This is a genomic window from Pseudomonas silensiensis (genome assembly GCF_050434865.1).
Lineage (GTDB): Bacteria > Pseudomonadota > Gammaproteobacteria > Pseudomonadales > Pseudomonadaceae > Aquipseudomonas > Aquipseudomonas fluorescens_W.
In genome coordinates this window covers 182,363-206,111 of record NZ_JBNDJH010000013.1, presented here as the reverse complement: position 1 = coordinate 206,111, position 23,749 = coordinate 182,363, and the positions used below count along the sequence as shown (strand labels likewise).

Here is a 23,749-nt window from a genome sequence, read left to right as displayed (position 1 = left end):
GCATGCCGAGCCTAGGCGAGGCACCGAATGGAGGGGCAAAGCCTTTTGCTTACTTTTCGGCGTTTGGAAAAGTGAGTCGCTGTAAGAGCGAAACCATAAGTGGCCGTTACCGCAGAAACGGATATGTACCCCAACCTTAAGCGAACAGCATCCCGCAAGTGGGCCGGGCCTTCTCATTTCGGGGGTAGGCTCAATGATGCTGGCGTTGTCTTTGTAGCTCTGTCTTCAGCCAGGTACTCGCCGGCTGGACGCCTGTTGAGCAACGCACTTCATAGGCTTTGCCACTCATGCTGCTTTTAGTGGCCGCGAGATCGATGAAGTCTTCTGCGCTGCTCACCAGATTCTTGCCTTCGAGATAATTCAGCTTCTTTTCCAGATGTGCCCGAGCCTGGGGTCCAGGGTATTCACTGCCGTTGCGCACAAACTGACACTCACTGCGCTCCACAAAATCCAGCAAACCCTTTATCTCCTGATTTGCCTGTGCCGTGGTTTGAGCCTGCGCACCACCCGTCACCGCAAAAAGGCCGATAGAAGCCGCGACCAGCCATTGGCGGAAAATGGACCGAGTCACCGCTGCTTTCAAAATCCACATGATACTTCCTTGTCCTGAAAGGGCCGACTGTAGCGCGGCGTCACCCGAGCAACCAGCAGAACGCTGTGCGACGTTGTTCGTTCGAAAGGATCAACCTGCGGAAGGGAAAGAGAAAGGGGATCAATGAGCCCGGTGCCTCTGTGCGCGAGCAGTTGGCCAAAGTCGCAGGTACTTATCCCTGTATCGGCATCAGACTCATTGATCGTAGCCCAGCTCAATGTTGGGCGATTTCCATCTAACCGAATGGAGATGCATTGGCGCGTCAAAGCAGCCATGCCCTATTTTTTTAACAAAACAACTTCGGCACGTCTAATCACCTTTTTCCCCGGCCTTATAGGCTCAGGAAATATCACCGCACCACCATTCGTCGCATCAAAAGCGCTGCGCGATTTTTTTGACTATATCTGGCTTAAGGTTTGCAAAAGACGCTCGTAGCTGCCCCAGAACGACGTAATTCTGACGCGGTAGCATTTTAATTAACGCTTAGGACGCCAGCGATGCGCTTGGTCAGTCACCGGGAGACGTAACGTGTCAACTCTCAACGAAATCGCAGCGAACCACGCGAGAATGGCCAAGGCTCTTGTCGAAGAGTCGACCGTGCTGAGTGAGCGCCCCACCCAGATAGTGGATAGTTTCGAAGTCCCATCCATGGATACGCCACACATGCCTCTGCACCTTATCGCCGGCGTGCAGGACAACCATTTCGGACAAGCGACGGCCTACTCGCTCTAACGATGCCTGATCCGGGCAGCCTGTCGGCGCGCTAACGGTCGAGTACCACTTTCTGGCCTAAACTCAACTGACTAGCCCGTTGGGGAGCTGCCGGAGTGGCATTCCCATGCTTGAAACTGTAGAGATGTCGCGCGTGAAGCACTTCGCCGCCAATGTTGTCGGCCGAGATTTCGCGATCGGTGATATTCATGGCCATTTCACTGGGGTGCAGGCTGCTCTGGATGCCGCCGGGTTCAACCGCTTGGTAGATCGGCTGTTCAGTGTTGGTGATCTGATTGACCGCGGGCCCGAGTGCCGTGACGCGCTCGATTGGCTGGACAAACCATGGTTCCACCCGGTGCGAGGCAACCATGACGACTACGTGGTGTATTTCGATACCTGCGACATCGACAGCTGGATACTCAACGGGGGCTCATGGTTCACAGACCTGTCGTTGGTCGAGAAGCAAGCATTCGCGGCGCAGTTCGCCAAGCTCCCTATCGCAATCGAAGTCGAAACGGCACACGGCCTGATCGGCATCGTGCACGCCGATTGTCCATTTCCATCATGGCAGCAACTGCGAATGGAACTGGAGTCGCCGGAAAACAACAGGCGTCTGCAGGAGGTGCAGCACTACTGCATGTGGTCACGCAGGCGGATTGATCAGCAGGAGACGCATGGCATTGAAGGCCTGCGTGCACTGGTCGTAGGGCATACGCCGCTGTATATGCCCGTCAGCCTTGGCAATGTGATCCACATCGATACGGGTGGCTGGAGGCCGGACCGTGGTTATTTCACCCTGCTGGATCTCGAAACGCTCCAAACCATCCCCGCAAGCTGACACAACACAGATCGGCCAACGCCATTCACTCAAAAAAAAACCCGGCTTTATCAGCCGGGTTTTTTATTTAGCTATTCAGGTGGCATCACTGCCACCCGAAATCAACAGCACTTCGGCCCAGCCTTGCTTCCGTAGCGAGCTTCCTGGCGCTCCCGAAAGAACACCTCATAACTCATCACCGGTTTGTCCGGGTGCTTGGTCTGCATGTGCTCGACGTAGGTGTCGTAGTCGGGCATGCCGACCATCAGGCGCGCGGCCTGACCGAGGTATTTACCGAGGCGACTCAGGTCATTGAACATGCTGCAATCCTCGATCAAGCGTCCGGCAGAGCCTGGAATGGCGCTTCTTTATCCGTACGTTCTTTAGTGCCCCAGGCGGCGATACCGACCTTGAGTGCAAAGAACAGGATGCTGAAGACCACCAGCAAGAACAGCGCGGTCAGCGTTGCGTTGGTGTAGGCGTTGTAGATCACGTGCTGCATCTGGTCGATGCTCTTCGCCGGGGCGAGGATCTGCCCGTTGGCCAGCGCATCGCTGTACTTCTTGGCCAAGGCCAGGAAACCGATCGCCGGGTTGGCATCGAACAGCTTGATGAAACCGGCGGTGGTGGTGCAGATCAGCAGCCATACAGCGGGCAGCATGGTGACCCAGACGTAGCGCTGGCGTTTCATTTTGATCAGCACAACGGTCGCCAACATCAGTGCGATACCGGCCAGCATCTGGTTGGAGATACCGAACAACGGCCACAAGGTGTTGATGCCACCCAACGGATCGATCACGCCCTGGTACAACAGATAACCCCACATCGCCACACAACCGGCGGTGGCGATCAGGTTGGCGGTCCAGGATTCAGTGCGTTTCAGCGCTGGCACGAAGGAACCGAGCAAGTCCTGCAGCATGAAGCGTCCGGCTCGGGTACCGGCATCGACTGCGGTCAGGATGAACAGCGCTTCGAACAGGATCGCGAAGTGGTACCAGAATGCCATGGTGTTTTCACCCGGCAGAAGGTGGTGCAGGATCTGCGCGATACCGACTGCCAGGGTCGGCGCACCGCCGGCACGGGCCAGGATGGTGGTTTCACCGATGTCCTTGGCCACTGCTTGCAGCGCTTCCGGGGTAATTGCAAAACCCCAGCTGCTGACGGTCTGAGCCACCGTAACAGCGTCAGAGCCGACAAGCGCCGCCGGGCTGTTCATGGCGAAATACACGCCTGGTTCAATCACCGACGCAGCAACCATGGCCATGATGGCGACGAAGGATTCCATCAGCATGCCGCCGTAACCGATGTAACGGGCATGCCCTTCGCTGGCCAACAACTTCGGCGTAGTGCCGGAAGCAATCAGCGCGTGGAAACCGGAAACGGCGCCACAGGCGATGGTGATGAACAGGAACGGGAACAGACCGCCCTTCCATACCGGCCCGGTACCGTCGACGAACTGGGTCAGCGCCGGCATTTTCAGGTCGGGCATGGTGATCAGAATGCCGATCGCCAAGGCCACGATGGTGCCGATTTTCAGGAAGGTCGACAGGTAGTCACGCGGCGCCAGAATCAGCCACACCGGCAATACCGCGGCAACGAAACCGTAGCCGATCAGCATCCAGGTGATCTGGATCCCGGTGAAGGTAAAGGCCTTGGCCCAGACCGGATCAGCGGCAACCTGCCCGCCCAGCCAGATCGAACCGAGCAGCAACAGCACGCCGACCACGGAGATTTCACCGATACGGCCCGGGCGGATGTAGCGCATGTAAATGCCCATGAACATCGCGATCGGGATGGTCGCCATCACCGTGAAAATACCCCAAGGGCTTTCGGCCAGGGCTTTCACGACGATCAGCGCCAGCACCGCGAGGATGATGATCATGATCAGGAAGCAGCCAAACAGCGCGATGGTGCCGGGGATGCGGCCCATTTCTTCACGGACCATGTCACCCAGAGAACGACCGTTGCGGCGGGTGGACATGAACAGGACCATGAAATCCTGAACGGCACCGGCCAGCACCACGCCGGCGATCAGCCACAGCGTCCCGGGCAGGTAACCCATCTGCGCCGCCAGGACCGGACCGACCAACGGCCCCGCGCCAGCAATGGCGGCGAAGTGGTGACCGAAGAGCACGTGTTTGTTGGTCGGCACGTAGTCCAGACCGTCATTGTTAACGACAGCGGGCGTGGCACGATTGGGGTCGAGTTGCATCACTTTGGTAGCGATGAACAGGCTGTAATAGCGGTATGCGACGAGATAAATAGCGACTGCTGCGACTACGATCCAGAGGGCATTGATCGCTTCGCCGCGGCGCAGGGCCACGACACTAAGCGCAAACGCTCCCAGGACAGCCACGGCAAACCAGGCGAGGTGTTTAGCCAGACGGGGCATAGCGTGTCTCCTGCCGACAGCCAGTGGACTGCGGCGGTAATTTTTATAATTGTGTCCGCTGTGCGGAGCTGGCCCAATATCCCCGCATGCCGTCTACAAATAAATCCGCGTTACTACGTACGCGGCGTCTACGTAGTTCTACGTAGATGACGCTGATCCCGATGTGGGTGAGTCATACCGGCGTGACCTTTTGGTTCCTTTTGGGGCGTTTGCCAAAAGGGACTCGCCGTAAGGGCGAAACCCTAAGCCGCCGTTACCGCAGAAATGGATATGTACACCTGCAAGAAAATAGTCGGCGACCCAGCCGCAGGTCATTCCGTCCAGCACCGCTACTGGACGCGCGTATCTTTGGCATATGATGCCGGGCCTTCGCCTTCCCTCGGTCCGGACAGGAGCAGAGATGCAGCTCAAACACAAAATCGTCGCGCTCGGGATTCTGCCGCTGGTGTTGGCCATCGCCGTCATCTGCGCGCTGGTGATTTCCATGAACCGGCAGCTGGGCGAACAACAGGCGCAACTGATCGAAGACAGCATTCTGGCGAGCAAACGCGCCGAACTTAAGAACTACGTCGAAATGGCGCAAAGCCTGATCGAGCCGCTGTACGACGACGGCCACGGTGACGAACACGCACAGCAACAAGTGCTGGAAGAACTGCGCAAACTCAGCTTTGGCATCAATGGCTACTTCTTCGTCTACGACCACGAAGGTCGCAGCCTGATGCACGCGCGCCAGTCCGAACTGGTGGGCAAATACCTGTGGGACATGAAGGACCCTCACGGTTTGCCGGTGATCCAGGCGTTGCTCAAAAGTGCGCAATCGGGCGAAGGCTTTCAACGCTATGCCTGGAACAAACCCTCTTCCGGCCAGGTGACCGACAAGCTCGCCTACGTGGTGATGCTGGATCGTTGGGGCTGGATGCTCGGCACCGGCATCTACCTTGAAGACGTCGAGCGCGCGACCCAGCAAGCACGTGACGAAGTGGCCCAGGGCATCCGTAAAACCATGCTGGCAATTGCCGCGGTGGCCCTCGTGGCGGTGCTGTTTGTCTTCGCCAGCGGCATGACACTGAACGTCAGCGAGCATCGTCTGGCCGACAAAAAACTTCAGCGCCTGACTCAGCGTATCGTCAGCTTGCAAGAGGAAGAGCGCTCACGGGTTTCCCGTGAACTGCACGACGGCATCAGCCAGGTACTGGTCTCGATCAAGTTTCAGTTCGAGTTGGCCAGCCATCTGCTTGAGAATGGACAAGCACACGACAAGGGTTTGAGTACGCTGAGAGACGCCACGGAACGCCTGGGTGAAGCCATTGGCGAAGTCCGCAGCCTCTCCCACGACCTTCGTTCCTCGCTGCTCGACACCCTGGGCCTGCCGGCGGCGATCGGTCAACTCGCCGCAGAATTCGAGCAGCGTAGCGGCCTGATGGTGACCTACAACGACAATGAATTCGACTGTCACCTGGTCGATGGGGCAGCGGTCTCGCTGTTTCGCATCGTGCAAGAAGGCCTGACTAATATTGAACGACACGCCCAGGCTAAAAACGTCGCCATTACCCTGCACGGGTCCGAAGATTCCGTGCGGTTGACGGTGGTCGATGACGGTATCGGTTTCAATGTCGCCCAGGTCGAACGTCGTCATGCGGGCATTGGCCTGCGTAATATCCGTGAACGTGTCGAGCATTTTGGTGGGCGATTCGACCTGGTCTCGATGCCGGGCCGAAGTGAGCTGGACGTTTGGCTGCCAATGAAAATGCCCGGTACAACACGCTGACTCACCCCCTGACAACAAGAGTGAATACACGCGATGAACCTGCCCTACCCGATCCGCGTCGCTTTGGTCGACGATCACGCTCTGGTCCGCGACGGGATCAAAGCACTGCTGGCGGTCATGGCCCCCCTGGAAGTGGTGGGCGAAGCCGAGAGTGGCGCGGATGCCATTGAAATGGTCGGACGCTGCCAGCCGGACCTGTTGCTGGTCGACATCAGCCTGCGGGACATGAACGGGCTCGAGCTGACCCGGGTGTTGCGCAGCCAGTACCCGTCGCTCAAGGTGCTGGTGCTCAGCATGTACGACAACAATGAATACGTCAGTGAATCCGTGCGCGCGGGGGCCAGCGGCTATGTACTGAAGAACTCACCGTCGCGGGAAATCATCGCGGCGATCGAAGCCATCGCCAGTGGCGGCACGTTCTACAGCGCCGAGATCGCCCAGCGGCTCATCGCCGATAAAAATACCGACAACGAGCTGACACCGCGCGAGAGCCAGGTGTTGTACAAAATGGCGCAAGGGCTGAACAACAAGGAGATGGCCCGCGAACTGGACATCAGCGTTCGCACAGTAGAAACCCATCGCCTGAGCATCCGTCGCAAACTCAACATCGACAAACCGGCGGCCCTGGTCAAATACGCGATCGATCACGGGATCATCTCGCGGTAGCAGGCATTAATACTCAATGGAAAACCCGGCCTCATCAGCCGGGTTTTTTTTGGTTTTTTTATTGGCAACAGCCATCCCCTTCTCCCTTTTCGCCACCGTCCGACCAGAAACCCGCTTCAGGGACTTGCGCTGCCGGTATTATGGTATACCATCAGACGCACAGACACTCTCACCTTACACGGAGCAGCTCATGAGTTTCGAAATCCGCAAGATCGTCAGCTATGTCGAAGAAACCTTTATCGAAGGCGGCAAGGCCACCGATAAGCCAGTGACCATGGTCGGGCTGGCCGTCGTGATGAAAAACCCGTGGCTGGGCCGCGGCTTTGTCGAAGACCTGAAACCGGAAATCCGTGCCAATTGCTCCGACCTCGGCGCGCTGATGGTTGAACGCCTGGTGGGCATCATCGGCGGTGCCGAGAAGATCGAGGCTTACGGCAAGGCTGCTGTCGTGGGCGCCGACGGTGAAATCGAACACGCCTCCGCCGTGATCCACACCCTGCGCTTTGGCAACCATTACCGCGAAGCGGTGAAAGCCAAGAGCTACCTGAGCTTTACCAACAAGCGTGGCGGCCCGGGCACATCGATCCAGATTCCGATGATGCACAAGGACGACGAAGGCCTGCGTTCGCACTACATCACCCTGGAAATGCAAATCGAAGATGCACCGCGCGCCGACGAAATCGTGGTGGTACTGGGTTGCGCCGATGGCGGCCGCCTGCACCCACGCATCGGCAACCGTTACATCGACCTGGAAGAACTGGCCGCTGAAAACGCCCAGTAATCAAGGTCGGTAAGAACAACAAAAAGGCATGCAGGAGCGCTCCATGATTCGGCTCACCGCTGAACTCACCCCGGCTGGCACCAGTTACCTGGCGACCGGCCAAGGCCAGCCCGTGGTTTTGATCCACGGCGTGGGCCTGAACAAAGAAATGTGGGGCGGCCAGGTCGTTGGCCTGGCCACGAAGTACCGCGTGATTGCCTACGACATGCTCGGCCACGGCGCCAGCCCGCGCCCGGAAAGCGGCACCCCCCTGCTCGGCTATGCCGACCAGTTGCTGGAGCTGCTCGATCACCTGCAATTGCCTCAGGCGACGGTGATCGGCTTTTCCATGGGCGGGCTGGTCGCGCGGGCATTTGCCTTGCATTACCCGCAACGCCTGCAAGGCCTGGTGGTGCTCAACAGCGTGTTCAATCGCAGCTCCGAACAGCGTGCCGGCGTTATCGCCCGCACCGCTCAAGCGGCCGAACACGGACCGGATGCCAACGCCGAAGCCGCCCTGTCGCGCTGGTTCAGCCGCGAGTATCAGGCGGCCAACCCGGCGCAGATTGCGGCCTTGCGCCAAACCCTGGCAGACAATGACCCACAGGGTTACCTGACCACCTATGAGCTGTTCGCGACCCAGGACATGTACCGCGCCGACGATTTGGGCAGCATTCAGGTGCCGACACTGATCGCCACCGGTGAACTGGATCCGGGTTCCACGCCGGAAATGGCCGAACAATTGGCCGCACGCATTCCCGGCGCGACAGTTGCCGTGCTCGCCGAGCAGCGGCATATGATGCCCGTAGAATCACCGCGCCTGGTCAACCAGCTGCTGCTGGAATTTCTCGACACAGCGCACTCCCGACAAAACCAAATAAAGGGGATCGTTGCATGACACTCGCACGCTTCCAGATGTGCATCGGCGGTGAATGGGTCGATGCCCTGTCCGGCAAGACCTTTGAAAGCCTGAACCCGGCCCTGGCCCAAGCCTGGGCCGAACTGCCCGATGCCGACGAAGCCGATGTCGAGCGCGCCGTTCAGGCTGCGCAGACGGCTTTCGACAGCCCGGCCTGGCGCGGCCTGACCGCCACCGCCCGCGGCAAACTGCTGCGGCGCCTGGGCGATCTGATCGCTGAAAACAAGGAACACCTGGCGCAGCTGGAAAGCCGTGACAACGGCAAGCTGATCCGCGAAACCCGTGGTCAGGTCAGCTACTTGCCGGAGTTCTTCCACTACACAGCAGGCCTGGCCGACAAACTTGAAGGCGGCACCCTGCCCCTCGACAAGCCCGACCTGTTTGCCTACACCGTGCACGAAGCCATGGGCGTGGTCGCCGCGATCATTCCCTGGAACAGTCCGCTGTACCTGACTGCGATAAAACTCGCCCCGGCCCTGGCGGCGGGCAACACCATCGTGATCAAACCGTCGGAACACGCCTCCGCAACCATTCTTGAACTGGCGCGTCTGGCGCTGGAGGCCGGCATCCCGCCGGGTGTGGTCAACGTCGTCACCGGTTATGGCCCAAGCACTGGCGCAGCCCTGACCCGCCATCCGCTGATCCGCAAAATCGCCTTCACCGGCGGCGCCGCGACGGCACGGCATGTGGTGCGCAGCAGCGCCGAGAACTTCGCCAAGTTGTCGCTGGAACTGGGCGGCAAATCGCCGAACATTATCTTCGCCGACGCCGACCTCGACAGCGCGATCAACGGCGCGATTGCCGGGATCTACGCGGCCTCCGGTCAGAGTTGCGTCTCCGGTTCGCGGTTGCTGGTGCAGGACGAAATCTACGATGAGTTCGTCGATCGTTTGGTCGAACGCGCCAAACGCATCCGCATCGGCAACCCGCAGGAAGACAGCAGCGAAATGGGCCCCATGGCCACCGCGCAGCAACTGGCCGTGGTCGAAGGCCTGGTCGCCGATGCCATCGCCGAAGGTGCGCGCCTGCGCCTGGGCGGCAAGCGTCCGCAGAATCTGGGCGATGGCTGGTTCTACGAGCCGACCTTGTTCGAATGCGACCGCAACTCGATGAAGATCATGCAGGAAGAAGTCTTTGGTCCGGTGGCCTCGGTCATCCGTTTCAAGGATGAAGCCGAAGCGTTGGCGATTGCCAACGACTCGCAGTTCGGCCTCGCCGCCGGCATCTGGACTCGCGATCTGGGCAGGGCTCATCGCCTGGCCCGGGATGTGCGATCCGGGATCATCTGGGTCAACACCTACCGCGCCGTGTCGGCCATGGCGCCGATCGGCGGTTTCAAGAACAGCGGCTATGGACGCGAGAGCGGTATCGATTCGGTACTGGCCTACACCGAGCTGAAAACGGTGTGGATCAACCTCTCCCAGGCGCCAATGCCTGACCCCTTCGTGATGCGCTAGGAGATTGACGAAATGATCGAACCCGGCATTTACAAAGACGTCATGAGCTCGTTCCCCTCCGGGGTCACGGTGGTCACCACCCTGGACCCGGACGGCTGCATCGTCGGCATTACCGCCAGCGCTTTCAGTGCGCTGTCGATCGATCCGGCACTGGTGCTGTTCTGCCCCAACTATGCCTCCGACACGTACCCGATCCTGCGCGACAGCAAGCAGTTCGCGATCCATTTGCTGTCCGCCGACCAGACCGCCGAAGCCTATGCATTTGCCGGTAAAGGCAAAGACAAGGCCAATGGCATCGACTGGCACTTGAGCGCGCTGGGCAATCCGCTGCTGGGCAACGCCACGGCGATCATCGAGTGCGAACTGTGGCGCGAATACGACGGCGGTGACCACGCGATCATCGTCGGCGCGGTGAAGAACCTGATTCTGCCCGAGCAACCGGTGACGCCGATGATCTACCACAAAGGCAAGCTGGGCCCTTTGCCCGCCCTGGCCTGACGGGTTTACTCGCTCCCACAGGGATTGCGCTGGAGAACAATGATGAGCAACGAGAAATATAAACAGGGGCTGAAAATCCGCACCCAGGTGCTGGGCGAAGCCTACGTGAAACGCTCCATCGAGAACGCCGACGACTTCACCCGGCCACTGCAGGAAATGGTCACCGAGTACTGCTGGGGCCACGTCTGGGGCCGTGAGGGTTTGTCGCTTAAAGAGCGCAGCATGATAAACTTGGCCATGATTTCGGCCCTCAATCGGCCTCACGAACTCAAGCTGCATGTACGCGGCGCCTTGCGTAACGGACTGACTCGTGAACAAATACGCGAAATTCTGCTTCAGGTCGGTATTTATTGCGGCGTCCCCGCTGCCGTAGACAGTTTCCGGCTCGCCCGTGAAGCGTTCGCCGAAGCCGATGCCGAGGCCTCCAGTTAACCCTTGGCTGTTTGATCTGACCGAGCACGGAGATTCTTGCGATCGAAGTGCTCTTTTTGCATGGACAGCCACACTCAGAGCGGACCCCATGAAACGCCTGCCACTCGACGACAGCTTCAAGGTCAATCGCAACCCCGTTACCCTGCGCGAAATCGTGCTGGATAAACTGCGAAGCGCCATCATGAACTTCCAGCTCCTGCCGGGAGACCGTCTGGTCGAGCGCGATCTGTGCGATCGCCTGGGCGTCAGCCGCACGTCCGTGCGCGAAGCCTTGCGTCACCTGGAATCCGAAGGCCTGGTGGAATTCGCCGACGCCAAGGGCCCACGGGTCGCCATCATTACCCTCTCTGACGCCGGTGATATCTACGAGCTGCGTTGCGTGCTCGAAGGCCTGATCGTCCAGCTGTTCACCCTGCGCGCCAAGGCCAAGGACATCAAGGCCCTGGAAAAAGCCCTCGAGGAAAACCGCAAGGCCCTCAAGGACGGCGAGCTGCAACAGGTGATCGATTCGGTTCAGGGTTTCTACGATGTGCTGCTCGAAGGTTCCGGCAACCACGTTGCGGCCACTCAGCTGCGTCAGTTGCAGGCACGGATCAGCTACCTGCGGGCGACGTCGGTGTCCCAGGAAAACCGTCGTGGTGCGAGCAATCAGGAAATGGAACGTATGGTCGAGGCGATCAAGAGTGGCGATCCCCTCGCAGCCCACCAGGCTTGCGTGGACCACGTGCGCGCCGCCGCAACCGTCGCCCTCGATTACCTCAAGCGCAAACAGGAAGAGACCGGGAAAATGCCTGAGATCGCCCTGCCGATCGCGCTTAAAGAACCGCGCATAGGTCGCTAAAGATGTTCAGCCCGAGCTTTTGTCCAAAGTGCGGCGGCAATGACCTCAGGTCTCAGCTGCCACCGGGCGATACGCACGAGCGCCTGATGTGCCGCGGCTGTGGCTACATCCATTACGTCAATCCGAAAATCATTGCCGGCTGCATCATCGAGCAGGACGGCAAGTATTTGCTGTGTCAGCGCGCCATCCCGCCGCGTCCTGGCACCTGGACGCTGCCGGCCGGCTTCATGGAAGGCGGCGAGACCACCGAACAAGCAGCGTTGCGCGAAGTCTGGGAAGAGAGCGGCGTGCGCGCGGAGATTCTCTCGCCCTACTCGATCTTCAGCGTGCCGAAAATCAGCGAGGTGTACATCATCTTTCGCGCCATTGCGCTGGAGATCACCGGCCAGTACGGGCCGGAAACCCTCGACTACAAATTCTTCGCCCCCGAGGACATTCCCTGGGACAGCATCTACTACCCGGCGATCCGGCAGATCCTCGAACGCTATATCGAGGAACGCCAGGCCGGGGTCTATGGCATCTACATCGGCAACGACGATAGCGGCAAGATCCATTTCATTCGCTGAGCCTGTTTCTACAAGCGGGGCTCAGGGCGCCACGCCCTCGACAATAATGATCTGAGCCCGGGCCACGCCCTCGCGGTGCCGTTTCGCTTCCTGATATTCCTCCGACCGGTAGCAGGCCAGTGCCTGTTCGTACGAGTCGAATTCAATCACCACGTTGCGCTGCGGCGTGGGCCCGCCTTCCAGCGCTTCGCTGCGCCCGCCCCGGGCCAACATCCGTCCGCCATACAACGCGAAGGCCGCCGGCGCCCGCTGAGTGTATTGGCTGTATTGATCGGGGTCGGTGACATCGACATGAGCAATCCAGTACGCCTTCATAGTGACCTCTCGGTTTATTTTGTATTATGGTATACCACAAAGTATTTCCATCAAACACTGAGAATCCCAGCATGGCCTTCAACAGCATTGAAGAAATTATCGAAGACTATCGACAAGGCAAAATGGTGCTCCTGGTCGATGACGAGGATCGGGAAAACGAAGGTGACCTGCTGCTGGCCGCCGACTGCTGCACGGCCGAGGCCATCAGCTTCATGGCCCGGGAAGCTCGCGGCCTGATCTGCCTGACCTTGACCGACGACCACTGCCAACGCCTCGGGCTGGAACAGATGGTGCCGAGCAATGGCAGCGTGTTCAGCACCGCTTTCACCGTCTCGATCGAGGCCGCAGTCGGCGTGACCACCGGCATCTCCGCCGCCGACCGGGCGCGTACCGTGGCAGCCGCCGTCGCCGTTAATGCCGGGGCCGCCGACCTCGTGCAACCCGGTCATATTTTCCCACTGCGCGCCAAGGAAGGCGGCGTACTGACTCGCGCCGGTCATACCGAGGCCGGTTGCGACCTGGCACGCCTGGCCGGCTTCACTCCGGCCTCGGTGATCGTCGAAGTGATGAACGATGACGGCACCATGGCCCGCCGCCCGGACCTTGAAGTGTTCGCGCGCAAGCACGGGATCAAGATCGGCACCATCGCCGACCTGATTCACTATCGCCTCAGCACCGAGAGCACAGTCGTGAGTATCGGTGAACGTGAACTGCCCACCGTGCATGGCACGTTCCGGCTGATCACTTTTGAAGACCGCATCGAAGGCGGCGTCCATATGGCAATGGTCATGGGCAAATTGCACCGGGACGAACCGACGCTGGTGCGCGTGCATGTGATCGATCCGCTGCGCGATCTGGTGGGCGCCGAATACAGCGGCCCGTCCAACTGGACGTTGTGGGCGGCGTTGCAGCGAGTCGCCGAGGAAGGTCGTGGCGTGGTGGTGGTGCTGGCCAATCATGAGTCGTCACAGGCGCTGCTGGAGCGTGTGCCGCAGCTGACCCAGCCGCCACGGCAGTTCAGCCGTTCGCAGTCGCGCATCTATTCTGAAGTCGGTACCGGGGCGCAGATTCTGCAGGACCTGGGCGTGGGCAAGCTGCGTCATCTTGGTCCTCCGCTGAAGTACGCGGGTTTGACCGGTTACGACCTGGAAGTGGTGGAAAGCATCCCTTTCACTCAGTGATACACAAGCATCTCTGATATGGCGCGATCCCTGTGGGAGCGGGCTTGCCCGCGATAGCGATCCCGCTGGCACATTGATGCTGGATGTGCCGCCGTCTTCGCGGGCAAGCCCGCTCCCACAGGGATGCGTTGACCGGCGGGGTTTGAGCAAAGCTTCAGAGCCACAAAAAATCTCACTTTTGGCTGATAGCCGGTAAGGCAAAGTGCTTGCACAAAGTTTGGAATACCATAATATGATATTCCATAGACCGGACGACCATCACTGGCCCGACGGACCTACTGCTCCCGATAGGCGGGCACTAAAAGCCCCGCTCATAAACACAACAATGAGGGCGTGAAAATGGTGTTGAACAAACGTGCAACCGCAATACTTTTTGCGGGACTGCTGAGCGTGACCAGCCAGGCATTGCTGGCGGCCGAAAGCGTCAACTTCGTCAGCTGGGGCGGTAGCACCCAGGATGCGCAGAAGCAGGCCTGGGCCGATCCGTTCAGCAAAGCCAGCGGCATCACCGTGGTCCAGGATGGCCCTACCGACTACGGCAAACTCAAAGCCATGGTCGAAAGCGGCAACGTGCAGTGGGACGTGGTCGACGTCGAAGCCGACTTCGCCCTGCGCGCCGCCGCCGAAGGCTTGCTCGAACCCCTCGATTTCACCGTCATTCAGCGCGACAAAATCGACCCTCGATTTGTCTCCGATCACGGCGTCGGCTCGTTCTTCTTCTCCTTCGTCCTCGGCTACAACGAAGGCAAGCTCGGCGCCAGCAAACCTCAAGACTGGTCCGCGCTGTTCGACACCAAGACCTACCCCGGTAAACGCGCCCTCTACAAATGGCCAAGCCCGGGCGTGCTCGAACTGGCACTGCTGGCCGATGGCGTAACCGCGGACAAGCTTTACCCGCTGGACCTGGATCGCGCCTTCAAGAAACTCGACACCATCAAGAAAGACATCGTCTGGTGGGGCGGCGGCGCCCAGTCGCAACAGTTGCTGGCCTCTGGCGAAGCCAGCATGGGCCAGTTCTGGAACGGCCGGATCCACGCCCTGCAAGAAGACGGCGCACCGGTAGGCGTGAGCTGGAAACAGAACCTGGTCATGGCCGACATTCTGGTCGTGCCTAAAGGGACAAAAAACAAGGCCGCGGCCATGAAATTCCTGGCCAACGCCAGCAGCGCCAAAGGACAAGCTGACTTCTCCAACCTGACCGCCTATGCGCCGGTCAACGTCGACAGCGTGGCGCGCCTGGATTCGGTGCTGGCCCCTAACCTGCCGACTGCCTACGCTAAGGATCAAATCACTCTTGATTTCGCGTACTGGGCCAAAAACGGTCCGGCCATCGCGACACGGTGGAACGAATGGCTGGTCAAATGAAAATGACGGCAACTGCGTCCCGCCAACCCGCCCAGGTCGGGAGCGCCACTGGCGCTGCCGGCTCGGCACTCGGCAAGGCGGCTGCGATGAACCAATCCCCTTCCCTGGCACAACGCTGGCGCGGTTCAAGCAACCTGATCCCCGCCCTGCTGTTCCTCGGCCTGTTCTTTCTGGCGCCGCTGATCGGGCTGCTGCTGCGTGGCGTGCTCGAGCCGGTACCGGGGCTGGGCAACTACGAGCAACTGTTCGCCAACTCCGCGTATGCACGGGTCTTGCTCAACACCTTCTCGGTGGCCGGACTGGTGACATTGTTCAGCCTGCTGCTCGGCTTTCCTCTGGCCTGGGCCATCACCCTGGTGCCAAAAGGCTGGGGTCGCTGGATCCTCAACATCGTGTTGCTGTCGATGTGGACCAGCCTCCTCGCCCGCACCTATTCCTGGCTGGTGTTGCTGCAAGCCTCCGGGGTGATCAACAAGGCGCTGATGGCGATGGGCATCATCGATCAGCCGCTGGAGATGGTGCATAACCTCACCGGCGTGGTGATCGGCATGAGCTACATCATGATCCCGTTCATCGTGCTGCCGTTGCAGGCGACCATGCAGGCCATCGACCCAATGATCCTGCAGGCCGGCTCGATCTGCGGCGCGGGCCCCTGGACCAACTTCTTCCGGGTGTTCCTGCCGCTCTGCCGGCCGGGGTTGTTCTCCGGTGGCCTGATGGTGTTCGTGATGTCGCTCGGTTACTACGTCACCCCGGCACTGCTGGGCGGTGCGCAGAACATGATGCTGCCCGAGTTCATCATTCAGCAGGTGCAGTCGTTCCTCAATTGGGGCCTGGCCAGCGCCGGTGCCGCGTTGCTGATCGTCATTACGCTGGTGTTGTTCTACTTCTACCTGAAGCTTCAGCCGGAATCCCCGGTTGGCGCCAGCAACGCGAGGTAAGCCGTCATGCTCCTGACCCCCAATGCCATGAGCCGGCGCATGCGCTTCGGCCTGTACTTCACGACCGGATTGATCGCGCTGTTCCTGCTGTTGCCGATCGTGTTCATCGTGCTGCTGTCCTTCGGTTCCTCCCAGTGGCTGGTGTTCCCGCCGCCGGGCTGGACGCTGAAATGGTACAGCCAGTTCTTCTCCAACGCCGACTGGATGAACGCGGCCGTGGCCAGCCTCAAAGTCGCGGTACTGACCACGTTCTTCGCCGTGGCGCTGGGCCTGCCGACCGCGTTTGCACTGGTGCGCGGGCGCTTCCCGGGCCGTGAAATGCTCTACGGTCTGTTCACCCTGCCGATGATCGTGCCGTTGGTGATCATTGCGGTGGCGGTGTACGCACTGTTCCTGAAACTGGGCTACACCGGGACGATGTTCGCTTTCGTGGTCAGCCACGTGATTGTTGCGTTGCCGTTCACCATCATCTCGATCATCAACTCGCTGAAGCTGTTTGATCAGTCGATTGAAGATGCCGCGGTGATCTGCGGCGCCTCGCGCCTGCAAGCCGTGTTCAAGGTGACCTTTCCGGCGATTCGTCCGGGCATGGTGGCCGGCGCCCTGTTTGCGTTCCTGGTGTCCTGGGATGAAGTGGTGCTGAGCGTGATGATGGCCAGCCCGACCCTGCAAACCCTTCCCGTGAAAATGTGGACCACACTGCGCCAGGACCTGACGCCCGTGATCGCCGTCGCCTCGACGCTGCTGATCGGCCTCTCGGTACTGGTCATGGTGATCGCCGCCGCCGTTCGCCGGCGCAATGAAATCAGCGCCTGAGCGCCCAGGAGTACGACATGAGTGCAGTGATCAAAAATTCCGCGCAACAGAGCGACCAACCGTTGGTGAGCCTGCGCAACCTGAACAAGTACTACGGTGACTTTGCCGCCGTGGACGACATCTCGCTGGACATCAAGGACGGTGAATTCCTTACGTTCCTCGGCTCCAGCGGCTCTGGTAAAAGTACAACGCTGTCGATGCTCGCCGGCTTCGAAACCCCAAGCAGCGGCGAGATCCTGGTCAATGGCCAATCGCTGGTCAACGTGCCGCCGCACAAGCGCGACATCGGCATGGTGTTCCAGCGTTATTCGCTGTTCCCGCACCTGTCGGTACGCGACAACATCGCGTTCCCGCTGGCCATCCGCAAACTGGCCAGCGCCGAACGCGAGCGCCGGGTCGATGCCATGCTCAAACTGGTGCAACTGGAGCAATTCGCCCATCGCCGCCCTTCGCAACTGTCCGGCGGCCAGCAACAACGTGTGGCGATTGCCCGGGCGCTGGTTTATGAACCACGCATCCTGCTGATGGATGAACCGCTCGGTGCGCTGGACAAAAAGCTGCGCGAAGACTTGCAGGACGAACTGCGTCAGCTGCATCGGCGCCTGGGCATCACCATTGTTTACGTGACCCACGACCAGGAAGAAGCCATGCGTCTGTCCCAACGCATCGCGATTTTCAGCCACGGCAAGATTGTCGGGTTGGGCAGCGGCTTCGACCTGTACCAGAATCCGCCGAATGCGTTTGTCGCCTCGTTCCTCGGCAACTCAAACTTCCTCAAGCTCAAGGCTCAGGGCAATGCGGTCGCTACGTTTGAAGGGCAATCGTTGTCGATTCGACTGACCGCAGGCTTGCAAACCAATCAGGATGTGCTGCTGATGGTGCGTCCGGAAAAAGCGCTTGCCTTGAGTGTCGAGCAATCCGCTCAAGAACACTTGGCGGCAGGCTGGAATGAAGTCTCGGCAACAGTGGGTGAAGTGCTGTTCCTCGGTGAAAGCCAGACGTGCACGGTGAAAACCTTGGGCGGTACCTCGATGACCGTCAAGGCGCTCTCCGCCGCTGGCATGCCGCTCAAAACCGGCGACCCGGTACGCGTGCGCTGGGCCACTGCGGATGCTTGCGTGTATACCGAGTGGGCGGAAAGCGATCTGAACAAGGCTGCTGGCGCTCACTGATGCAAAGGCCCACCGCGGTGGGCCTGATTTTCGCGTGTCACCCTCGGGTCACCACAGCGTCGGGCTGTGGTGGCCATTTTTTTTGCCAAGCCTTTGTGGTCAAACGAAGTTCACCGAGAACCCCAGCGACACTTCGTCAATAACGAATGATGGGTAAAGAATATTCGATTTTTCTTCACGCCCATCCCCCCGCTAGCATGACCCTGTCGGTTGCGGAACACGTCCAGACAGGGAGAACGACATGCAGCCCATGAACATCGGCGAACCCTGGATGTGGGTCGCCTTCATCGTCTTCGTCGTCGCCATGCTGGCGTTGGATCTGTTTGTCTTCGGCGGACGCAAGGCACATCGGGTATCGGTGCGCGAGGCGACGTGCTGGGTAGTTGCCTGGTGCGCGCTGGCGCTGGCCTTCGCGGGATTGCTCCGGTGGTACTTGAATGGCGAATTCGGGCCCGAGATCGCCCAGCGCAAAATGCTGGAATTCCTCACGGGCTATCTGATCGAGCAGTCGCTGTCGATCGACAACATGTTCGTCTTCGTCATGATTTTCGGCTATTTCGCCGTGCCGCCGGAGTTGCAGCGCCGAGTGCTGCTGTACGGTGTGCTCGGGGCCATCGTGATGCGTGCGGCGATGATTTTCGCCGGCGTCTGGCTGGTGTCGCAGTTCGCGTGGTTGCTGTATGTGTTCGGTGTGTTCCTGATCATCACCGGGATCAAGATGCTGGTATTCGCCGGTCAGCGGCCTGACCTCGCTAACAACCCCTTATTGCACTGGATACGCGGTCATCTGCGCATCACCAACGGGCTTCATGGCGAGCATTTTTTTGTGCTGCGAGACGGTCGGCGCTGGGCGACGCCGATGTTTCTGGTGCTGGTGCTGATCGAGGCCAGCGACCTGGTGTTTGCGATCGACAGCATCCCGGCGATCTTCGCCATCACCACCGATCCGTTCATTGTATTCACGTCGAACATCTTCGCGATCATGGGTTTGCGGGCGTTGTATTTCCTGCTGGCCGACATGGCTGAGCGCTTTCACCTGCTCAAATACGGTTTGGCGACGGTGTTGGTGTTCATCGGCGCCAAGATGACGCTGATGCCATGGCTTCACCTGCCGGTTGAATGGTCGCTGGCCGTTGTCGGCGGGATCATTCTGACGTCGGTGCTGTTGAGCCTGATCATGACCCGCAAGGAGGATCGAATGCGATCCCTGTAGGAGCCGCCGCAGGCTGCTCCTACAGGCACGGCATGGTCAGTCGGTATAGCCAAACCGCGCGGCCCTGATCTGCCGGGTTTGCCCGCGTGTAGCCAGGCAGTAATACAACGGACACGTCACCACCAACCCCACCAGCCACGAAAGATCCGCGCCCTCGACCAGATTGGCGTACGGCCCGACATACAACGACGTATTGGCAAACGGCAGCTGCACGATAATCCCGATGAAGTACGCAACGATCGCATGCAGATTGAAGCGTCCATAAATCCCGCCGTCAGCCCGGAAGATCGACGCGATGTCGTAGTGACCACGCTTGATCACATAGAAGTCGATCAGGTTGATCGACGCCCACGGCACCAGTACCAGCAACAGCGCCAGGATCAACCCGATGAACTGCGAGATGAAGTCCGCCGAAGCGCCCAACGCGACGATACAGCAGCCCGCCAGTACGACACTCGACAACACCACGCGCACCTTGATGCTCGGCGTCCACTGGCTGGCGAAGGTCTGGATCGAGGTGATGATCGACAGCACCGCGCCATACAGATTCAAGGCGTTGTGGCTGATGATATTGAGCAAAAACAGCACCATCAAAATCGGTCCCAGCCAGCCGGTGGATTGCTTCACCGCAGCCATCGCTTCAGTGCCTTCCGGGGTCGCCAGCACCGCTACCGCGCCGAAAGTGAACGACAGAATGGTGCCCAGGGTCGCGCCCAGATAAGTAGCCCAGAACGGTTTGGCGATGCCGATATCTGCTGGCAGGTAACGCGAGTAGTCCGACACATAAGGCGAGAAACTGATCTGCCAGATAATCCCCAACGACACCGTGGCCAGCCAGCCCGACAGGTTGAAACCGCCGCGTGTGAAGAAGTCCACCGGCAGGTCATGGGCGAAGATGTAAAGGAAACCGGCGAGCAAGGCGCTGCCCATGACCCAGGTGCCGATGCGATTGAGGGTGTGAATGAAGCGGTAACCAATCACCCCGATCGCGGTGGCGCTGAGGGCACCGATCAGGATGCTCGCCGGCACCGGAACCGAGGGCGCGATGCCGACGATCGACTTGCCGGCCAGCACGATGTTGGAAATGAAGAAACCGATGTAGATCAGTGCGGCGAAGAACACGATCAGCAGCGCACCATAACGACCGAACTGGCCGCGGCTCTGCACCATCTGCGGAATCCCCATGCGCGGGCCTTGAGCCGACGCGAGGGCAATCACCAGACCGCCGACCATATGCCCGAGCGCAATCGCCAACAGCCCCCAGAACAGGTCAAGGTGGAACACTTGAACCACCATGGCGCCGGTCACGATCGGCAGCGGCGCAATGTTGGTGCTGAACCACAAGGTGAAAAGGTCGCGGGCCTTCCCGTGGCGTTCCGCGAGTGGGACGTAATCGACCGTGTGATTCTCGATCAGGGGGTCTTGCCGGGACATCTGGGACATGTGCATGAACTCTAGTTTGTCTGATCTTATAGTTGTACGAAGCCAAACCGGGGGAGCTCTTTTGGCTGCCCCTCAGATGCCGGTCATATTATGGTATTCCAACTTTTTAACAAGACTGATCCGGTCTTTTAGCGTCCATCTGACCCGTAATCCTGGCACCTCAGCGCTCGCATAGACGGGCTGAAAGCCCCGTAAACGTTGACTAAAAGGCCGAAGACGTACGTTTATCGGGCCAAAAAAAAAGCCCTTGCAAACTATGTATTACGGTATACCATCAGACCTACAAACACATAAAAACCCGCACCACACCGCCAGAGGACCGTCCCATGATCGATGCCGCCATCTACAAACAAGTGATGGGTTCGTTTCCTTCCGGGGTGACTGTGATCACTACGCTGGATGACGATGGCCAAATCGTCGGCCTGACCGCCAGCGCGTTCAGCTCGCTGTCCATGGACCCGGCCCTGGTGCTGTTCTGCCCCAACTACAGTTCCGACTCCTATCCTGTATTGATCAAGAACAAACGCTTTGCCATCCACGTCCTGTCCGGTGGTCAGCAAAGCGAAGCCTATGCTTTCGCCCGTAAAGGCAAGGACAAGGCGCAAGGGATCGAATGGACATTGAGCGAACTGGGCAACCCGATCCTGGCCAATGCCACGGCCGTCATCGAATGCGAGTTGTGGCGCGAATATGAAGGCGGCGACCACGCGATCATGGTCGGCGCCGTGAAGAACCTGATAGTGCCGCAGCACACCGCCGGTCCGCTGGTGTACTGCCACGGCAAGATGGGCGCCCTGCCCGTCCTCGCCTGAACCGACAGCCAATAACAAAGATTAGAGGTAAGCGTCATGAAGTTTTCCCTGTTCGTGCACATGGAACGTTGGGACGAAAGCGTCAGCCACCGTCAGCTGTTCGAAGATTTGACCGAACTGACCCTGATGGCCGAAGCCGGCGGTTTCAGCACCGTCTGGATCGGCGAACACCACGCCATGGAATACACCATCTCGCCGAGCCCGATGCCGCTGCTGGCCTACCTGGCCGCCAAAACCACCACCATTCACCTCGGCGCCGGCACCATCATTGCGCCGTTCTGGCACCCGTTGCGGGTCGCCGGTGAATGTGCGCTGCTGGACGTGATCAGCAATGGTCGGATGGAAGTCGGTCTGGCCCGTGGCGCGTATCAAGTTGAATTCGATCGTATGGCCGGCGGCATGCCCGCCTCCTCCGGCGGTCAAGCGCTGCGCGAGATGGTTCCGGTGGTGCGCGCGCTGTGGCAAGGCGATTACGCCCACGATGGCGATATCTGGAAATTCCCGACATCCACCAGCGTGCCGAAGCCGATCCAGAAGCCCAATCCGCCGATGTGGATCGCCGCCCGCGACCCGGACTCGCACAACTTCGCCGTGGCCAACGGCTGCAACGTCATGGTCACGCCGCTGATGAAAGGCGACGAAGAAGTCCTCGACCTGAAGAACAAATTCCAGGCGGCCCTGGACAACAACCCGGACGTACCCCGTCCGCAACTGATGGTGCTGCGTCACACCCACGTCCACGCGACGGATGATCCCGAAGGCTGGAAAGTCGGGGCCAAGGCGATCTCGAAGTTCTATCGCACCTTCGATGCCTGGTTCGGCAACAAGGAAGTGCCGGTCAACGGCTTCCTGGCGCCGAGCCCGGAAGAGAAGTTCGCCGAGCGCCCGGAGTTCAAACTGGAGAGCCTGCACAAGACCGCCATGATCGGCACCCCGGAAGAAATCATCCCGCGCATCAAGTATTACCAGGAACTGGGGGTCGACGAGTTCAGCTTCTGGTGCGATAACAGCCTGCCCCACGCGGAGAAGAAAAAATCCCTGGAGCTGTTTATCAAACACGTGGTGCCAGCGTTTCGCTGAGTCCACTGCCCTGCCCCTCGGACGCGAAGCCGGGGGGCTGACTGACGTGTAGGGTCGATTCCAATGATCAATGATCGCCGCCCATCACTCGCCCTTCCCTCCGGCGCCGAGCAGGTTTACCTGCGCGGCGAATGGACCGCTTCGCATCTGCATTTCAAGCGCCTGCGCGCCAGCGTTACTGCCAAGCAGAACGGCTTCTGGCAACTCGTTCACTGAGCCCACCCGAACTGGAATTCACGCACCCACGTCTCGTCATCGCTGAGGCGTGCCCGGTGCTTTGTGCTTCGGCCCATGATCAGGTTTGCTCAATGAACAATAAAAACGCGCTGTTGATCATCGACATGCAGCAGGAGGACGGTTTCGTCCTGGAAAACCTCGACACGGTGGTGACCCACACCGCTGCTCTGCTCGAGACCGCCCGCCGTCAGCGGGTGCCTGTCTTCTTTACCCGCCACATCAATCAGGCCGACGGCAGTGATTTGCCGCGCGGCGAACCGCGAGCGGCCGACGGAGGCCCCAGCAGTTACCGTGCCGGCACCCGGCAAGTGGAAATCATCGAACGCCTGGCGCCGCAACCTGATGAACTCATTATCGACAAGGGCCGTTACAGCGCCTTCCACCGCACCGACCTGGACGCCCGACTCAAGGCGCTCGGGGTCGATACCCTGAGCATCTGCGGCGTGCTGACCGATGTCTGCGTGCTCAGCACGGTGTTTGATGCGTTCGCCCTGGGTTATCGCATTCGGCTGGTCAGCGATGCCTGCACCACGACCACGCTGGCGGGACACTACTCGGCGCTGCTGATCATGGCCAACTGGGTCTACGCCCTGGAGATCCTGACCTGCGCCGAATGCCTGCGAGCCCTGGAGAACCGCGAGTATCTAAGCCTGATTCCCGAGCACCCGGACCTGTTCGCCCACCAGCCGCATGAGCTGGAAAGCACCATCGCCCGTTTGCAAACCCACCTCGCCCGGACTCAGGAGTGACCG

General features: G+C 59.8%; 26 protein-coding genes. 21 read left to right on the top strand and 5 right to left on the bottom strand.

The features are described 5' to 3' along the window. Nucleotides 1–190: 190 nt before the first annotated feature. Nucleotides 191–592: a YfeK family protein gene (locus QF010_RS19860; protein ID WP_429533755.1), complete on the bottom strand. Its 402-nt coding sequence runs from the start codon at nucleotides 590–592 to the stop codon at nucleotides 191–193. 528 nt (nucleotides 593–1,120) lie between these two features. On the opposite strand from QF010_RS19860, the gene QF010_RS19855 reads away from it, so the two are divergent. Next, nucleotides 1,121–1,324 (top strand): hypothetical protein, encoded by a 204-nt coding sequence (locus tag QF010_RS19855; RefSeq protein ID WP_033057777.1) that lies wholly within the window; start codon nucleotides 1,121–1,123, stop codon nucleotides 1,322–1,324. A 106-nt stretch (nucleotides 1,325–1,430) separates the two neighbouring features. After that, entirely contained in the window at nucleotides 1,431–2,144 is a 714-nt protein-coding gene (locus tag QF010_RS19850) for a metallophosphoesterase (protein ID WP_429533754.1), read from the top strand. Nucleotides 2,145–2,245: 101 nt separating this feature from the next. Here the strand turns inward: QF010_RS19850 and QF010_RS19845 are convergent, their stop codons facing one another. Together QF010_RS19845 and QF010_RS19840 are read right to left on the bottom strand one after the other, a co-directional pair. After that, nucleotides 2,246–2,443, bottom strand: a complete 198-nt coding sequence (locus tag QF010_RS19845) for a YbdD/YjiX family protein (RefSeq protein ID WP_007900300.1) — start codon at nucleotides 2,441–2,443, stop codon at nucleotides 2,246–2,248. 14 nt (nucleotides 2,444–2,457) lie between these two features. Next, on the bottom strand, nucleotides 2,458–4,515 hold the full coding sequence (locus QF010_RS19840; protein ID WP_033057771.1) for a carbon starvation CstA family protein: 2,058 nt from the start codon (nucleotides 4,513–4,515) through the stop codon (nucleotides 2,458–2,460). 400 nt (nucleotides 4,516–4,915) lie between these two features. Between QF010_RS19840 and QF010_RS19835 the strand changes: the two genes are divergently transcribed. The 9 genes from QF010_RS19835 (at nucleotide 4,916) to QF010_RS19795 (ending at nucleotide 12,422) form a co-directional block, all read left to right on the top strand. Further along, the gene (locus tag QF010_RS19835) at nucleotides 4,916–6,283 is read left to right on the top strand and encodes a cache domain-containing protein (protein ID WP_429533753.1); all 1,368 of its coding nucleotides are present in this window, start codon (nucleotides 4,916–4,918) and stop codon (nucleotides 6,281–6,283) included. Between the two features lie 33 nt (nucleotides 6,284–6,316). Next, a complete protein-coding gene (locus QF010_RS19830) occupies nucleotides 6,317–6,949 on the top strand; it encodes a response regulator (protein WP_033057767.1) in 633 nt (210 codons plus the stop codon). Nucleotides 6,950–7,139: 190 nt separating this feature from the next. Continuing rightward, nucleotides 7,140–7,730 carry an amino acid synthesis family protein gene (locus QF010_RS19825; RefSeq protein ID WP_003182108.1) on the top strand — a complete coding sequence of 197 codons (591 nt, stop codon included), beginning with the start codon at nucleotides 7,140–7,142 and terminating at the stop codon, nucleotides 7,728–7,730. A gap of 43 nt (nucleotides 7,731–7,773) precedes the next feature. After that, nucleotides 7,774–8,607, top strand: coding sequence for an alpha/beta fold hydrolase (locus QF010_RS19820; protein ID WP_033057764.1), 834 nt, complete (start codon nucleotides 7,774–7,776; stop codon nucleotides 8,605–8,607). After that, nucleotides 8,604–10,085, top strand: coding sequence for an aldehyde dehydrogenase (locus QF010_RS19815; RefSeq protein ID WP_033057762.1), 1,482 nt, complete (start codon nucleotides 8,604–8,606; stop codon nucleotides 10,083–10,085). The genes QF010_RS19820 and QF010_RS19815 overlap by 4 nt, the downstream gene beginning before the upstream one ends. Before the next feature lie 12 nt (nucleotides 10,086–10,097). Next, nucleotides 10,098–10,583, top strand: a complete 486-nt coding sequence (locus QF010_RS19810; RefSeq protein ID WP_429533752.1) for a flavin reductase family protein — start codon at nucleotides 10,098–10,100, stop codon at nucleotides 10,581–10,583. 42 nt (nucleotides 10,584–10,625) lie between these two features. Beyond that, entirely contained in the window at nucleotides 10,626–11,015 is a 390-nt protein-coding gene (locus QF010_RS19805) for a carboxymuconolactone decarboxylase family protein (protein ID WP_033057758.1), read from the top strand. A gap of 88 nt (nucleotides 11,016–11,103) precedes the next feature. After that, entirely contained in the window at nucleotides 11,104–11,856 is a 753-nt protein-coding gene (locus QF010_RS19800; protein WP_429533751.1) for a GntR family transcriptional regulator, read from the top strand. Nucleotides 11,857–11,858: 2 nt separating this feature from the next. Further along, the gene (locus tag QF010_RS19795) at nucleotides 11,859–12,422 is read left to right on the top strand and encodes an NUDIX hydrolase (protein WP_033057754.1); all 564 of its coding nucleotides are present in this window, start codon (nucleotides 11,859–11,861) and stop codon (nucleotides 12,420–12,422) included. A gap of 21 nt (nucleotides 12,423–12,443) precedes the next feature. Here QF010_RS19795 and QF010_RS19790 read toward each other — a convergent pair whose 3' ends face one another. Further along, the gene (locus QF010_RS19790) at nucleotides 12,444–12,737 is read right to left on the bottom strand and encodes a DUF1330 domain-containing protein (protein ID WP_429533750.1); all 294 of its coding nucleotides are present in this window, start codon (nucleotides 12,735–12,737) and stop codon (nucleotides 12,444–12,446) included. A gap of 71 nt (nucleotides 12,738–12,808) precedes the next feature. Between QF010_RS19790 and ribBA the strand changes: the two genes are divergently transcribed. From ribBA to QF010_RS19760, 6 genes are all read left to right on the top strand, one after another. Beyond that, a complete protein-coding gene (gene ribBA / locus QF010_RS19785; RefSeq protein WP_429533749.1) occupies nucleotides 12,809–13,918 on the top strand; it encodes a bifunctional 3,4-dihydroxy-2-butanone-4-phosphate synthase/GTP cyclohydrolase II in 1,110 nt (369 codons plus the stop codon). Nucleotides 13,919–14,257: 339 nt separating this feature from the next. Beyond that, nucleotides 14,258–15,283 (top strand): ABC transporter substrate-binding protein, encoded by a 1,026-nt coding sequence (locus tag QF010_RS19780; RefSeq protein ID WP_033057749.1) that lies wholly within the window; start codon nucleotides 14,258–14,260, stop codon nucleotides 15,281–15,283. Then, on the top strand, nucleotides 15,280–16,224 hold the full coding sequence (locus tag QF010_RS19775; RefSeq protein ID WP_429533759.1) for an ABC transporter permease: 945 nt from the start codon (nucleotides 15,280–15,282) through the stop codon (nucleotides 16,222–16,224). Before QF010_RS19780 ends, QF010_RS19775 begins: the two co-directional genes overlap by 4 nt. Nucleotides 16,225–16,230: 6 nt before the next feature. Beyond that, the gene (locus tag QF010_RS19770) at nucleotides 16,231–17,040 is read left to right on the top strand and encodes an ABC transporter permease (protein WP_033057745.1); all 810 of its coding nucleotides are present in this window, start codon (nucleotides 16,231–16,233) and stop codon (nucleotides 17,038–17,040) included. 17 nt (nucleotides 17,041–17,057) lie between these two features. Further along, entirely contained in the window at nucleotides 17,058–18,212 is a 1,155-nt protein-coding gene (locus QF010_RS19765) for an ABC transporter ATP-binding protein (protein WP_429533748.1), read from the top strand. A 241-nt stretch (nucleotides 18,213–18,453) separates the two neighbouring features. After that, nucleotides 18,454–19,425 carry a TerC family protein gene (locus QF010_RS19760; protein WP_429533747.1) on the top strand — a complete coding sequence of 324 codons (972 nt, stop codon included), beginning with the start codon at nucleotides 18,454–18,456 and terminating at the stop codon, nucleotides 19,423–19,425. Nucleotides 19,426–19,461: 36 nt separating this feature from the next. Here the strand turns inward: QF010_RS19760 and QF010_RS19755 are convergent, their stop codons facing one another. Continuing rightward, nucleotides 19,462–20,868, bottom strand: a complete 1,407-nt coding sequence (locus QF010_RS19755; protein ID WP_429533746.1) for a purine-cytosine permease family protein — start codon at nucleotides 20,866–20,868, stop codon at nucleotides 19,462–19,464. A 326-nt stretch (nucleotides 20,869–21,194) separates the two neighbouring features. Between QF010_RS19755 and QF010_RS19750 the strand changes: the two genes are divergently transcribed. The 4 genes from QF010_RS19750 (at nucleotide 21,195) to QF010_RS19735 (ending at nucleotide 23,746) form a co-directional block, all read left to right on the top strand. Beyond that, nucleotides 21,195–21,680, top strand: a complete 486-nt coding sequence (locus QF010_RS19750; protein ID WP_018927703.1) for a flavin reductase family protein — start codon at nucleotides 21,195–21,197, stop codon at nucleotides 21,678–21,680. A gap of 36 nt (nucleotides 21,681–21,716) precedes the next feature. Further along, nucleotides 21,717–22,760, top strand: a complete 1,044-nt coding sequence (locus tag QF010_RS19745; protein ID WP_033057738.1) for an LLM class flavin-dependent oxidoreductase — start codon at nucleotides 21,717–21,719, stop codon at nucleotides 22,758–22,760. Nucleotides 22,761–22,823: 63 nt separating this feature from the next. Then, entirely contained in the window at nucleotides 22,824–22,976 is a 153-nt protein-coding gene (locus QF010_RS19740; protein ID WP_197281746.1) for a hypothetical protein, read from the top strand. A 92-nt stretch (nucleotides 22,977–23,068) separates the two neighbouring features. Continuing rightward, nucleotides 23,069–23,746: a cysteine hydrolase family protein gene (locus QF010_RS19735; protein WP_429533745.1), complete on the top strand. Its 678-nt coding sequence runs from the start codon at nucleotides 23,069–23,071 to the stop codon at nucleotides 23,744–23,746. Nucleotides 23,747–23,749 lie beyond the last annotated feature (3 nt).